The organism is Pseudomonadota bacterium (assembly GCA_018817425.1).
Taxonomy (GTDB): domain Bacteria; phylum Desulfobacterota; class Desulfobacteria; order Desulfobacterales; family RPRI01; genus RPRI01.
In genome coordinates, this window is the sequence record JAHITX010000079.1 from 23191 (window position 1) to 37380 (window position 14190).

At 38.4% G+C, this 14190-nt stretch carries 16 protein-coding genes; 7 read left to right on the plus strand and 9 right to left on the minus strand.

Features of this window, described 5'->3' with window-relative positions:
* Positions 1 to 116 precede the first annotated feature (116 nt).
* On the minus strand, positions 117 to 416 hold the full coding sequence (locus KKC46_13225; protein ID MBU1054768.1) for a hypothetical protein: 300 nt from the start codon (positions 414 to 416) through the stop codon (positions 117 to 119).
* A gap of 210 nt (positions 417 to 626) precedes the next feature.
* Here KKC46_13225 and KKC46_13230 point away from each other — a divergent pair, with 210 nt between their 5' ends.
* A complete protein-coding gene (locus KKC46_13230; protein MBU1054769.1) occupies positions 627 to 830 on the plus strand; it encodes a type II toxin-antitoxin system HicB family antitoxin in 204 nt (67 codons plus the stop codon).
* Entirely contained in the window at positions 827 to 1054 is a 228-nt protein-coding gene (locus KKC46_13235) for a type II toxin-antitoxin system HicA family toxin (GenBank protein ID MBU1054770.1), read from the plus strand. The genes KKC46_13230 and KKC46_13235 overlap by 4 nt, the downstream gene beginning before the upstream one ends.
* 676 nt (positions 1055 to 1730) lie before the next feature.
* Here the strand turns inward: KKC46_13235 and KKC46_13240 are convergent.
* Positions 1731 to 1898, minus strand: a complete 168-nt coding sequence (locus KKC46_13240; protein MBU1054771.1) for a hypothetical protein — start codon at positions 1896 to 1898, stop codon at positions 1731 to 1733.
* A 222-nt stretch (positions 1899 to 2120) separates the two neighbouring features.
* On the opposite strand from KKC46_13240, the gene KKC46_13245 reads away from it, so the two are divergent.
* The 4 genes from KKC46_13245 to KKC46_13260 all read left to right on the plus strand — a co-directional run bounded on the left by KKC46_13245 (position 2121) and on the right by KKC46_13260 (position 4461).
* The gene (locus KKC46_13245; protein ID MBU1054772.1) at positions 2121 to 2897 is read left to right on the plus strand and encodes a PEP-CTERM sorting domain-containing protein; all 777 of its coding nucleotides are present in this window, start codon (positions 2121 to 2123) and stop codon (positions 2895 to 2897) included.
* Positions 2898 to 3420: 523 nt separating this feature from the next.
* Positions 3421 to 3765 carry a PIN domain-containing protein gene (locus tag KKC46_13250; GenBank protein MBU1054773.1) on the plus strand — a complete coding sequence of 115 codons (345 nt, stop codon included), beginning with the start codon at positions 3421 to 3423 and terminating at the stop codon, positions 3763 to 3765.
* A complete protein-coding gene (locus KKC46_13255; GenBank protein MBU1054774.1) occupies positions 3762 to 3959 on the plus strand; it encodes a hypothetical protein in 198 nt (65 codons plus the stop codon). Before KKC46_13250 ends, KKC46_13255 begins: the two co-directional genes overlap by 4 nt.
* 226 nt (positions 3960 to 4185) lie before the next feature.
* The gene (locus KKC46_13260; protein MBU1054775.1) at positions 4186 to 4461 is read left to right on the plus strand and encodes a helix-turn-helix domain-containing protein; all 276 of its coding nucleotides are present in this window, start codon (positions 4186 to 4188) and stop codon (positions 4459 to 4461) included.
* A 221-nt stretch (positions 4462 to 4682) separates the two neighbouring features.
* Here the strand turns inward: KKC46_13260 and KKC46_13265 are convergent, their stop codons facing one another.
* The 7 genes from KKC46_13265 to KKC46_13295 form a co-directional block, all read right to left on the minus strand.
* Positions 4683 to 4886, minus strand: coding sequence for a hypothetical protein (locus KKC46_13265; protein ID MBU1054776.1), 204 nt, complete (start codon positions 4884 to 4886; stop codon positions 4683 to 4685).
* A complete protein-coding gene (locus tag KKC46_13270; protein ID MBU1054777.1) occupies positions 4887 to 5399 on the minus strand; it encodes a Zeta toxin family protein in 513 nt (170 codons plus the stop codon).
* A 148-nt stretch (positions 5400 to 5547) separates the two neighbouring features.
* Entirely contained in the window at positions 5548 to 5826 is a 279-nt protein-coding gene (locus KKC46_13275; protein ID MBU1054778.1) for an AbrB/MazE/SpoVT family DNA-binding domain-containing protein, read from the minus strand.
* A gap of 976 nt (positions 5827 to 6802) precedes the next feature.
* Complete coding sequence (locus KKC46_13280) at positions 6803 to 7573, minus strand: amidohydrolase (protein MBU1054779.1); 771 nt, start codon at positions 7571 to 7573, stop codon at positions 6803 to 6805.
* Entirely contained in the window at positions 7561 to 8703 is a 1143-nt protein-coding gene (locus KKC46_13285) for a methionine aminotransferase (protein MBU1054780.1), read from the minus strand. The genes KKC46_13280 and KKC46_13285 overlap by 13 nt, the downstream gene beginning before the upstream one ends.
* A 102-nt stretch (positions 8704 to 8805) precedes the next feature.
* Positions 8806 to 11475, minus strand: a complete 2670-nt coding sequence (locus KKC46_13290; GenBank protein ID MBU1054781.1) for an ankyrin repeat domain-containing protein — start codon at positions 11473 to 11475, stop codon at positions 8806 to 8808.
* Between the two features lie 37 nt (positions 11476 to 11512).
* Entirely contained in the window at positions 11513 to 13042 is a 1530-nt protein-coding gene (locus KKC46_13295; GenBank protein MBU1054782.1) for a YifB family Mg chelatase-like AAA ATPase, read from the minus strand.
* A 268-nt stretch (positions 13043 to 13310) separates the two neighbouring features.
* Between KKC46_13295 and lpxC the strand changes: the two genes are divergently transcribed.
* Entirely contained in the window at positions 13311 to 14177 is an 867-nt protein-coding gene (lpxC, locus tag KKC46_13300) for a UDP-3-O-acyl-N-acetylglucosamine deacetylase (GenBank protein MBU1054783.1), read from the plus strand.
* The last annotated feature ends 13 nt before the right edge of the window (positions 14178 to 14190 follow it).

The window sequence follows — 14190 nt, forward strand, 5'->3', positions numbered from 1 at the left end:
AAGAAACTTTTGTCTAATTTTATATCAACCAATTCTTTATCCATATCTTTCACTTTCGTCATAATATCATCATTTATATTTATTCTCATGTTATCATTACTATCTATTATTAATGCTTATATGTCAAGCCATCTTCCTTTTATCCACCAGGTAACCGCATTTAAATTTTCAGACAGGATTAACCGGATGGACAGGATTTTTACCTGCCGGCCGGAAGCCGGACAGGCAATAAGCCATTGCCTGAAGCTATAGAGAAAAGAAGCCAAAACGCCTGACCCGCAAAATTTTGTACTTACCACCAAACACCGCGAAGCGGATGCATGCTTCAGACCGCTCTTCCGGAGCGGTCTGAAAAATAATCCTGCTAATCCTGTAAATCCTGTCTGATAATTTTTTTTCTTAAGGGCTATCCTCATTTTCCGGCTTCCCGGAAGATCTTCGTGATCTCTGTGTACTCTGTGAGTGATTTCTTAGCAAACCGCTTTTACCGTCAACTGTAAACTGACAACCGATTTTCCCCGTTGGAATAAAATACCTACTTATTACCTACTTATTATGTTGATGAAAATTAAATAAATAGATATGATCCATTCATCAAATAAATAAAATAACATGGAGGTGTCTCAATGAAATTAAAAATTATATTGGAACCAAGCGATGAAGGGGGTTTTACAGCTATAGTACCATCTTTGCCCGGTTGTATAAGTGAAGGAGATTCAAAAGAAGAGGCTTTAACCAATATTCAGGAAGCTATAAAGCTTTTTTTAGAGCCGGTTGAAGATGATTTCGATTTTGCACCTAACGCAGAACTTTTGGAAATAGCTGTATGACAAAAGTACCAAGCCTTCATTATGAAAAAGTTATAAAGGCATTACGTCGAGACGGATGGGTAGTAGTTAGGCAAAAAGGAAGTCATATTCGATTACAGAAACATACTTCTACTGAAACTTTTAAAATTATTATTCCAGCCCATCGTCCTATAAAAAGATCGACACTCTCATATATTTTAAAACAGGCTCAAATGACTGTAGATAAATTTATAAATCTTTTATAATAAAGCATATTATAACCTTACTAATTTTTTTGCCTTTTCCTTAAACCATTGCCGGAGGCTATGGAAAAAAGAGGCAAAAACGCCTGACCCGCAAAATTGCTGTATTTACCACCAGACTCCGCAAAGCGGATACATGCTTCAGGCCGCTCTTTTCCGGAGCGGTCTGAAATATTTCCTGTTTATTCTGTAAATCCTGTCCGATATTTTTTTAAAGGCTATTTCATATTTTCCATAATTCCGGAAGATCTTCGTGATCTCTGTGTACTCTGTGAGAGATTTCTTCGCAAACCGCTTTTACTGTCGGAATTCTTTACAATTTCCAAATCAATCATTTCTATATAACATACTTATTTTATAATAGATTACTCTTGTATTATCATTTCCCACTGTTTTTCGGTAAAAAAACTGTCGGGATACTTTACAATTACCAATTAAAATACTGTATTTACATTAAATTTATTTCAATCTTCCGGATATCGCTTTATAACACCTGATATCCAGAACCCTTCCCAAATTGCAGTCTCTCACAGAGCACACAGAGGTCTCAGAGTTTTTTGCAAGAATTTTTGAGAGGAAAATTCTTGCAAAGCCGGAATCTTCCTGCTGCCGCAGGAAAGTCAATCTTGCTTAATTTATTTATATTCTAATCAGTTATAATCTATTCTTGCCTTATCAACTAATCAAACAACTGTGCACCGTAAACCGTAAACTGACAACCGTTTTTCCCCGTCAACCGTGAACCGTAAACCGCCAACTGCTTTTTCCCGTCAACTGTGAACCGTGAACCGTCAACTGCTTTTAAACCGTCAACTGTAAACTGCTTTTTCCCGTCAACCGCTTTCACTGTCGGTTTCCTTTACAATTTCACAGCAGCAAGTAAATTAGCGCGATTTATCTAAACCGTCATATCTTTATAATATAATACATATCTATATGTTATAGACATGGTGCAAGCTTTATTTGCCATTGGCATAACCATTGCTTAAGTATATTACAAAAAAGAAAATTAATTACTAAGTTCAATTAGAATCAAAAATATAATAATTAAAACAAAGGAGGAAACAACATGAAAAAAGCATTAAAACTTTTGGCCATTTCAATTGCGGTGGTTTTTTTGTTCGCTGGAATTTCTATGGCTGATACGATCAACACTAGGCCGGTATACACTTCAGGGGGCACTCTTGATTCATTACAAGGTATTATGACTGGTATTGGATCCTCAATTGATGTTCGCGCTGATCAAGAAGACTATGCTATTTTTACGAATCAATCTGCTGGCTCCAATGCTGCTTATGTTGCAAGCTTGAGTTGGAACGCAACTGGATTTCCATTTGAATTTGGTATATATGAATATGGCAATATAACTAATCAAGTAGCTGTATTCAAAGATTCAACTGATGGAACTGGTGCATCAAATCCTGGAGACTATACAACAATTAATTTTGATGCTGGTTCAGGTACTATTTATTCCGAATTTCATGATGCAGGAACAATAGGGAGTACCGTAATTGGCTCAACAACTGACTGGATGGATTCTTTCGGGTTTTATTTTTCTTGGGATGCTGGCAACAATATATATTATTCCGAAGATTCCCTTAATGGTACTGGAGCATCCTTTTTAAGCTTTTTAGGAAAAGGTGAAGATGTTACTATCGGTGGATTAACAGCTAATGACGCTAATCACAGATATGTAGCAATGGAAGGTTGGGGCGGAACTCTTGATTTTAATGATATTGTAGTTCAATTAGAATCGGTAGTTCCGGTTCCTGAACCGGCTACTCTGCTCCTTCTTGGCTTCGGTCTTGTAGGTCTTGCAGGCGCAAGTAGAAAGTTTAAGAAATAGATTAAAAGCAGTTGCCGGTTGACAGTTTACGGTTAACAGTAAAATAAAGTAAAAACAATAATTCAATAACATAAAGGCAGGGCTGAAATCGGCTCTGCCTTTTTTGTTTCAAATATATTTTATCTCTCGCAGAGTTCTCAGAGTCACAGAGTTATTTTAATATTTCCATTTATCTTCGTGATCTCTGTGTGCTCTGTGAGAGAAGGAATAAAGCTTTTCCGTAAACTGTGAACTGTAAACCGACAACCGGAAATGTCCCTGCCTTTTTTAATTTCTGTTGTTATCTCTCGTACATATTTTGTTTTTTTACCATCAACTATAATTTTTTAATCTGGTTCCGTATATTAATGTTTTATTTTATTTAATTATAATTTATAATATTTAACATTATAATTCTATAAAATCCTGGGAAGTTAACTATGCTGGTAATGACTGTTTATCTTGATGTTTGCGCTTTGTGCAGGTCCTTTGACGACCAATCATTTTTACGTGTCAGACTGGAAACTGAGGCGGTGAACTCATAATGTCGAAGATTCAGGATGGACAATTGATTATGGCTATATCACCGGTTCATTATGCCGAAATCAATGCAATACCAGACCAATTGGAACGTTTGGAGTTACTTAGTGTTTTAGAACAGTTCGGTGAATTATTAAATATCAATAAAGCTACTGCACGAAAAAGAGCAGAGGAGTTATTCGCCTTGGGATTTGGTCTTGCCGATTCAGCACATATTGCATTTGCCGAGGCTGGAAAGGCAAAATTTATCACTTGTGACGACAAGCTGATGAAAAAATGTCGTAAGCATGCGATTAATACATGGTGTGGCAACCCTGTTCAATTTTGCGCGGAGGAGGATTTAAGATGAAAGCGGAGCGTTATCTTACTGAGGAAATAACGATAAAAAAAGGTATTGATGCCCTTGTTAAGGAATTGGGACCGGTTGAGACAATGCGGTTTATAAATTTACCCCGTAAAAGACGTCAGGAAAGCGTAAAACGTCATCGTGAGTGGCAGAGGATGCTTGTTAAAACGGATTTTTTTGATAAAGTGTTTGAATAGAGTATTTTTACTACATCTCTCTTCGGTCTTGTAAGCATTGCAGGCGCAAGCAGAAAGTTTAAGAAATAGAGATAAAGCAGTTTACGTTTGACAGTTCACAGTTGACTGTAAAAGAAAGATAAAATAATAATTCAATATCAAAAAAGGCAGAGTCGAAATCGGCTCTGCCTTTTTTGTTCTCGTTATTAAATCTCAAATTTTTCAACCGGAAACTGGAAACCATAAACTGTCAACTGTAAACCGACAACCGTCAACCGCTGTTAAAGCCGAATATGACCAGCTTGATGAGGAGTTTTCTCTTTTCGATCAGTTTCTGAAAGCTCGCGCGGTTGCCGGTATTACTCAGGCAGAAGTTGCCAAACGAATCGGGACAACCCAGTCCGTGATAGCTCGCCTTGAATCAGGGAGCGGTAAACATTCACCATCAATTGCCACATTGAAAAAATATGCTCATGCACTTGGGTGTCGTCTAGAAATGAAACTGGTTAAAGTAAAGTCTTAGAAACAAAAAATCACCATGTTTTTTGCTTTTCTGCAAACTGTTAACTGTAAACCTACAACCGGAAATGTCTCTGCCTTTTTTATTTCCATTGTTAAACCTGTAGAGACGCAAAATATTGCGTCTCTACTCTCAAAGAGCGCCTATAATCAAAGAGTTTTTTAAATTTTAAACAGTTTCCGTTTTACACTCAACAAACAGCCATAAGCTGTTAAGCGACAAACTTATTTATCAAAAGGAACATTGTGATCCTGGCCAACTGCACCTCGTTGCTCGGTGATTATATCCGGAACCTCATATTCTATGCGTCCATTTATCCAAATTGGAATTTTGCAATTATTCTTCCTTGCTTCCTCAGCAACTTTTGCGGCTGCCCTTTGCAAGGCTTTCAATCCAATTACGGCATACTTATTATGTGTTTTCATCATTTACTCCGATTCATCTATGATAATAGGCATTTTACCGGAAGTATCAAAAACAATCCACGAATCCGCCAATTGCTTATAAAACATATTGAAATTCGCCCAACCTCTCTGGAAACGCCGCATAATATCTCGTTCAGGGATATTATGGCCCCCTTGTGCAACTCTTAGCTTCACACGTTCTATTGCAAATTCGACTGAAGGAAGCTGTAAAAAATAGATTACAATTTCATAACCTTTATTCTTCCAATCAATTACATTTTTCATATACCCTTTGCCGCTCAATGTTGTCTCAAAAGCAAACGATTCATTTCTCCTGACACATTCAATAATACGTCCTATCATTATTCTACCTGCTGCAATTGCCATTTTTTCAGGTTGGAAAGGAGAAAGACCCTGAGCAATCAGATCTGCATTGATAAAATTAAGGCATTCCGCTTCAATGGGTAGAAATTCATTTGCAAAACTTGTTTTTCCAGCCCCATTTGGCCCGGCCAATATGTAACACTTTTTTTCCATATTTACCTATAATTCCTGCTCGTAGGTTATAGAAATCAGTACAGATTGTCAAGGAACAATTGGTTATGTGTTTCGTTAAAGGCTTGCTGGATTTCATTGGGCATGGCATTATATTGCTTTTTGAATTTTTTACTAAAACGGTAAGAATCTATTCTTTTAACCATTTCAGACCTTCCTCTGCTGTATGAAAGGTCGGCGAAAGCTTTTCATTAGCAATCTCATCATCTACTTCATTTTTCGTTTTCTGCCATTCTTTGTCCCAGTACAACTCCTGTGAAGGATCAATAAGTTTGCGTGGTTTTAAAACAGCCTGTCCTCTTTCCACATCCACTTCAATATAGTCACCAGGAACTATCTTAAGCGCTGCAAGAACTTTTTTGGGTATCCGGATTTGCCCTTGAGGGCTGATCTTCATAACTGTTGGCATAATTTACTCCTGTAACAATTAAACTTTTAAACAAAGAATGATAGTTTATGACATTAAAGTCAAGACGGCAAAAACAAGAGGACTGGTTTAAGTATAGAATAATGCCAATTCTCGAAAATGAAGTTCCATGCCTTGCTGGCGCAAGCGGAAAGTTTGGAAAATAGATTAAAATCGGTTGCCGGTTGTCGGTTAACAGTTCACGGTTTTAAAAACGGTTTACGGTTGACAGTTTACGGTTTAAAAGTGGTTGCCGGTTTACAGTTCACGGTTAACGGTAAAAGAAAGTAAAAAAAATAATACAATAAAAAATGGCAGGGTCGAAATTGGCCCTGCCATTTTTTATTTCCATTGTTCAACCTACAGAGTCGCAAAATCTTGCGTCTCTATTTTATTGTCCCACATCACCATGAATCTTTCTTTGATCTATTTAATAAATGTGCATATAATAAATCCAAATTGCACAAAAAAAACATGAACATATTTAATCTGGAAGATAATTTATGCCGGAAGTAAGTACAAAGGAATCGCAGACTCTTTGCAGGGCTTGCCATGGGCACTGAGCAATGGTGAGATTCCTGAGGGACTGTCGGGGTCCAAGAGCGTGGCATGCAGTGAGAGAAGTACCAGGAACTTGGGAGATCCTTTCGGCCTCCTTGAACTTAAAGGTAGGATGTTTCAACCAAAAGAAGGGCATCGAGTCAGATTATCTCATAGTACTCTGAGACGGTAACGCTGATTACATGGGGAAGGGGATGACGGTATTGTGCAGCCCGCAAAGGAAACATATGCAGATAAGACAGGCTGATAAACATATGCAAACCTCACTGTGGGGAATAGCAATTTTTGTACGAAGCGAACAATACTGAGGAGCCTTGTGCGGAAAAACCGCATGCAGGGATCTGTAAGAGGGCGGTCGGGTAACTGGCCGTTCTATCTCAATGATGTCGGCTAAAAAAGCAAAGTTGGATAAATAATCTCATTCCTTATTATCCGTATCCATCCATGCAGGAAATGAATTGCGGTATTCCTGTAAAACCGAATATGAAAGTGCTGTTGTATGTATGCATTCTTCATTTTGTTTTCTAAACATGATGTTTCCTGTAGGATCTACTACCGAAGATTGCCCGATGTAGTTGTAGCCGTTCCCGTCTTTTCCAACCCGGTTTACTCCCACAACATAACATTGATTTTCGATTGCTCTGGCAAGAAGTAACGTTTCCCAGTGATATGAGCGAGCTTCCGGCCAGTTTGCAACAAACACTGCTACATCATAGGATTTGCTGAAATTTCTTGTCCAGCAAGGAAATCTCAGATCATAACAAACAAAAGGTCTGATTTTCCAACCATTTAATTCAACTGTTAATTTGTTCTTTCCATCACTGTATACTTTTTCTTCTCCGGTCATGCGAAACAAATGCTTTTTATCATAACAATGTAATGTCCCGTCAGGTTTTGCCCATAACAGCCGGTTAAAATACTTCCTATCTTCTTTTATTATAATGCTTCCTGCGATATCCACCTGCATGTGGCATGATTTATTTTTAAGCCAGTCTACGGATATGCCATTCATTTCCTGGGCAAGTTTTGCTGCGTTCATGCTGAAGCCGGTTGTAAACATTTCAGGAAGTACTATAAGATCTGTTTTTTCCCTAATGCCGTCTATTTTTTTATCAAAAACAGACAGGTTTGCTTTGATATCTTCCCATATGAGCTTTGTCTGTATGATTGTTATATTTAAATCCTGCATAAATTTTCCGCTGCCTTTTCAAGTGTTTCGTCTTTTTTTGCAAAACAGAAGCGAAGCATCTTGTGATCGTCATGTTGATTGTAGAATGCAGAAGGAGGAACAGAAGCAACCCCTTGTTCAATCGTCAAACGTTTTGCAAAATCCATATCCGGTTCATCAGAGATGGATGAATAGTCAAGCATTTGAAAATAAGTACCTTTGCATGGTATTGCTTTGAAACGGGAGTTTTTTAAAAGTGATAAAAACTTGTCTCTCTTTTTTTGGTAAAAACAGGATAAGCCAAGATAAGCTTCTTCATTTTCCAAAAATTCGGCATATGCGTGCTGTATAGGAGTATTAGTTGCAAATGTCAAAAACTGGTGTACTTTTTGAAATTCTGCGGAAAGCGCTTTAGGTGCTAAGCAATAGCCTATTTTCCATCCTGTAGTATGATATGTTTTTCCAAAAGAACTTATAACAAAACTGCGATCAGCAAGCTCTTTGTATTTTGACATGCTTTCGTTTTTAAGACCATCAAAAATAATGTGTTCATAAACCTCATCGCTTAAAATAAAAATCCCGGTTTTTTGTATAATATTATAAAGAGCCGTAATATCTTCTTTTAAAAGAACGGAACCTGTCGGATTATGCGGTGAGTTTAAAATAATAAGCTTTGTTTTTTTTGATACGGTATTTTTAACTTCTTCCCAGTCTATGTTGTAGTATGGAGGTTTCAGTTTGATAAATTTTGGGATGCCGCCGCTTAAATTAATAGCAGGTACATAGGAATCAAAGGCCGGCTCAAATACTATTACTTCATCTCCTTTTTTTACAACTGCTATTATAGCTGCAAACAAAGCCTCGGTTGCTCCGGAAGTAACGGTAATTTCGGTGGTTGGATCATACGAGGCATTATATAGCTTTAATGTTTTCTCAGCTATCCTTTCTCTAAGAAGCATAACTCCTTGCATAGGAGCATACTGGTTAAAGCCGTTTTTCATATATTTATGCACAAGATCTATCAATTTGGGGTCTGTATCAAAATCAGGAAATCCCTGCGAAAGATTGATGGCATTATAATCATTTGCAAGATTTGTCATTATTGTAAATATTGTTACCCCGATATTTGGCAGTTTGGATTTAAATTTCATTTGCTTGCCTTAATTTTATCTTCCTTCTGTTTTTAACACAGCAACTTTGGGAAAAAGCAAAACAGTGCCGGACTGCTTTTCCCGACACACTGTTTTTTGCTTTCAATCTATTGTAAAAAACACTTTTGCAATTTTCAATTTCCCTACAAAAAAATCAACTGTATATGAGCCGACATCCCATTTTCCAGGTTCACCAAAACCGCAACCATAATCATTTAGAGTACTTTCAGTGCCTGCGGTTAGCAGTAATTTATGCTGCTGTTTGCTGAAGATAGAACCATTAGGATCATACCAGACAATGGTTATAGGCAGTTCGATGTCTTTAAGAATCCTGGAATGGCTGATTTCCATATGCCATATAACATACCGGGAGCTGTCTTTTGAAAAAAGCATTCCATAGACAGATTCATTGGCGTTTGTAGCACCGCCACTTTCATAAAAAAGGATCAAAGGAGGTTTAACTTCAACTGTTTCTTTGCCAATAGCACAGTTAAACCCCCAACGCTGACCATTTTGGGCAGCAGCTTTTTTTTCCCACTCAATGCTTCCTGCTCCTGACATGGAGTTGCTAAAATCGTCGAGAATCCTTTTCGCACCACAATGCCCTTGAGCGGCCGCGGCGCTTAGCCAGATATAAGCCTCTGAATAATAATCATCTGCGGAACTAAATATAAAAAATTTGTGCCAATTTGGGATATATGATTTAGAATTTGGTAAATCTTTTATAAGATGATTGCCTAACCAGAACTGGGCGGTGGCCATTCCCATTTCTGCGGCTTTACGGTACCATAGTATTGCCTGGTCTTCATCTGCCGCTATGCCTTTCCCTGTTTTAGTCCATTCGCCCATACAGTAGCAGGCTTCAGGGCAACCGGTAATTGCAGCCGAGTGCATAAGCCCCACCGCCATAGAAACATTTCCGGAAATGTCCGGACTGGCCATCATAGTAAAGGCACTACGAAAATTTTCATCTGCCACGTCTGATATAACAGAGTTCATAACATTGTTGCTATAGGCTAAACGAATTACCTGATGTTTATTTTCTGATACGTCAGATACGTTTTCATCCTGCTTTTGCTCCATTTTTGCTAAAAACGATACCACATCTTTTGACTTGCCAAAGTAACGGGCAAACTCTATGGGAGTCATTCCGTTGTGATCCTTGACATAAAGTTTAGCTCCATTTGCGATCAGCAACTTTGCCGTTTGCGGGTCATTAACAAAATGCAAGGGGGTATAACCTTGTTTTGTTTTCTGCATAATATCAACATTTTTATCCAGCAAAGCCTGTACTACCTCAAGCCTTCCGTCAGCCACAGCAAAATGCAGGGCTGAAGCATTATTTTGGTCCAAAGCATTTAGTTGGGCTCCATTAGCTATCAGGAATTCCAGCATGGCTTTGCTGGCTGCATAGTGAATGGCTGACTGTCCCTCTTTATTGCGATAATTGACGTTTTGACCTTTGGCCAGCATCAGTTTAACGATGTCTTGCAGGTCTTTGCTTGTTGCCAGGATAAAAAGATGCATACCATCTTTTCTGTCCGTCTTCCAGTTTGCCTCTCTTTCAATAAGCCTGATCGCTGCCGCAGCTTGGCTGTTTGCAATAGCCATGTATAAAGGAGTTATCTCTTCTATGCCGTTGCTGGTTGCCATAGCATTGATATTTGCGCCTCTATCGACTAAAAGATCAATAACATCTTGCCGGCCATTGCAGGCCGCTTTGTGCAATGGTGTTATTCCATCATTTGTAGATGCATTAAGATCTGCACTCTGTGTCAATAAATATTTTGCCACTTCCCTGCTGCCTGCATTATGGAGCGGGGTTTCTTTGGCAAAGTTTTGTATATTAACCGGAAGGTCACCCGGCAATAATAGAGCTACACACTCTTTGTTTCCGCTATTGGCGGCATAATGAAGTGAGCTGTTGCCATTGGCAATGGCTGTGTGTGTTGCTCCTTTGCTGAGTAAAAATGACGCTGCTTCCGTTTGGCCTGACGCCAATGCTGATAAAAGAGGCGTCAAACCTTCGTGGTTAGTTTCCTCCAAATTGACTTTGTGCTTTAATAATAGCGCCACAGCTTCAATATTTCCATTTTCGGCTGCAAGATGTAGTAAAGTATTGCCATTCTCATCTCTTTCATCTGTCTTCTTAACTTTGTTCATGATTATTGCAAGCACACCAACGTTTCCTGCCATGGCTGAAAGCAACAGTGGTGATTCGCCATCTTGTGCTTTAATCTGAAGTTCTGCTCCTTTTTTAATTAAAAGCAATGAATTTTCAGGAGAGCTGTATTTAATAGATAACATCAAGGGGCTCCAACCGTTTTTATTCAGAACATTAATTTCCGCATCTTTTTCAATCATCAATCCGGCACAGTCAGTATTTTCATTGCTCAAGGCTATCATTAAAGGTGTCCAGCCATCTGAATCGGCTATATTTAGTTGTGATCCTTTCTCTATAAGCAGGCGGGCAATTTCTTCTTCTTTAAGCCTTAATGCCACCATAAGTGGACTTTCGCCCTGCTCATTTTTGACTTTTAAGTCTACGCCACTGGAAATGAGCGACTGCACTTTTTCCAAAGAGTTTTCATGAACGGCATTAAATAGAAGTTTTGGGTCAAGCGCTGTATCTGGTTTGACAGATGTTGAGAGGTCTTTATCATGATGTGTTGCAGCATTAATCTGTAAATCTATGCCTTGAGCTATAGCTACAGGAAAAATAACCATCCCAAAAAAAAGAATAAAGGTGAAAAAAGATTTCTTAGTTATCATAATGTTTCTTTTCCTTTTATTTTCTTAAGATAGCCAGTTACAGTTTTGCTCTGTCAAGATTGCGGTATTGAATGGCTTCTGAAACATGATCAACTTTAATATCGTCATCTCCTGCAAGATCCGCTATTGTTCTGGAAATTTTTAAGATTCGGTTAAAAGCCCTTGCGGAAAGCCCGAGTTTATCAATGGCAGATTCGATAAGAGCGCATGCGGCGTCATCAATTTTACAGTATTTTTTAATATGGCGGCTATTCATTTGAGCATTGCAGTATATTTTGGTTCTGGCAAACCTTTCGGCCTGAACAAGCCGTGCCTTGGAAACGCGCTTTTTTATATCTTTCGAATACTCGGAAACAGAATCTGTCATAAGATCTCTGTATGCTACTGCCGGAACTTCAACGTGAATATCAATTCTATCCATTAAAGGCCCTGATATCTTTGATCTGTATCTGTGTATTTGCTGATATGAACATCGGCATTCATGCTTGGGATCGGAAAAAAAACCGCATGGGCATGGATTCATGGCTGATACAAGCATAAAGCTTGCAGGATATGTTATTGATGATAATGCCCTGGAGATTGTAACCTTCATGTCTTCAAGCGGCTGGCGAAGTACTTCAAGTACATGTTTTTTGAATTCTGATAGCTCGTCTAGAAAAAGAACTCCGTTATGTGCAAGACTTACTTCCCCTGGTCTTGGCACATGACCTCCTCCTATTAGACCTGCATCTGAAATCGTATGATGAGGAGATCGGAAAGGCCTTTTTACTATCATAGCATTTCCCTTTTCAAGCATGCCGACAACGCTGTATATTTTTGTTGTTTCCAGCGCTTCATCAAAAGATATGGGGGGTAAAATTGAAGGGAGCCTTTTGGCCAGCATGGTCTTTCCCGAACCTGGCGGACCTATCATTATAATATTATGACCTCCGGCTGCAGCAACTTCAAGTGCCCGTTTTGCGTGTTCCTGTCCTTTTACTTCTGAAAAATCTACTTCAAATTCGCTGTTTTTGTCAAATTGCAGGCTTATATCGGTTTTTGCCGCTTTGAGATTTTCTGTGCCGCGAAAAAAATCAACAACCTGAGACAGTGTTTTGACCGGAAAAACCGAAATTCCATTAACAACTGAAGCTTCCTTTCCGTTTTCAAAAGGAACTATAATGCCTTCATAGCCGGCAGCTTTGGCAGCAAGGGCCATGGGAAGAGATCCGTTTACAGGCTTTATTCGGCCATCTAAAGAAAGTTCTCCGAGCACAAAATATCCCGCAAGCATTTTTTGCATAATAAGCCCGGTTGCGGCAAGAATTCCTATTGCAATAGGCAGATCAAATCCGGTTCCTTCTTTCTTTATATTGGCAGGTGCAAGGTTAACGGTTATCCTGTCATCTGGGAAAAAATACCCGGAATTTGTAATAGCGGATTTAACTCGTTCCCGGCTTTCCTTGACCGCTGCTTCCGGAAGTCCAACCGTAGTAAATGAAGGAAGCCCCTTGGCAATATCAACTTCCACTTCCACAAGATAAGCATCAATACCTATAACAGCACTGCTTAGAATTCTGGCAAGCATGTTTCCTCCTTCTCATAATAATAACATATGCACTGTAGTTTGCATATATATATGATATTATTATTAACATCAAGAATTTGTTGACAATCTGAAAACAGTTAAGATAAGTTAATTCCAAGATAAGATATAGTTGCATCCTTAGAATATATAAGCTATACTGCAACCATCTGTTTTGAAAATAGATAATAACTATTTGTTATTTAATATGTTATTTGTTTTATGTGCTCATCAATTTTACCAATAATAGAATTTATATATTTAAATTATAATGGCTTGTTATTTTAACCAAAGAACTATTAAAAAGACGGTTTGTTGTTCAGGGATCGGCGTTCATTCGGGGAAAAAAGTAAATCTTAGTATCAAACCTGCACCTGATAATTATGGTATAAAGTTTATCAGAACCGATCTTTTGGATAAACCCAGTATACCTGCACGCTTCAGTATGGTTGTCGATACAAGTCTTGCTACGGTAATAGGTCACAACGGCTTTATAGTATCTACCATCGAACATATTATGGCTGCTTTTGCCGGTCTTTCAATTGATAACGTAGCCGTTGAACTTGATTCATATGAAATGCCGATAATGGATGGAAGTGCTGCACCTTTTACGTGTATGTTGAAAGAAGCCGGGATAATTGCACAAAACAGTCCAAGATATTATTTTGTTGTTACTGAACCAATTGAGCTTAACAAAGATGGTAAATCCGTTGGGGTATATCCTTCATCTGATTTTAAAATCACCTGCAATATTGAGTTTGATCATCCTGTTATTAAAAAACAAACTTTTTCCTCAAGCATCAGCGATGAAATATTTGAGCAAGAAATATCTGCTGCAAGGACTTTTGGTTTTTTGCATGAGATAGAATATCTCAAGCAGTACGGTTTCGCTAAAGGTGGTTCTCTTGATAATGCGGTTGTGATTGATAAAAATACCATTTTAAACAATGATGGCCTGCGCTTTCCAGACGAGTTTGTAAGACATAAAACTTTAGATTCAATAGGTGATTTTTCACTCCTTGGTTTACCTGTGATGGGGCATTTTAAGCTTAATAAATCCGGCCATGCGTTTAACCATGCTTTTATTGAAATGTTTTTTTCCAGTAAAGAATCCTGGGAGACCAGAACTCTTTCGTGACAGCAGCTTAATT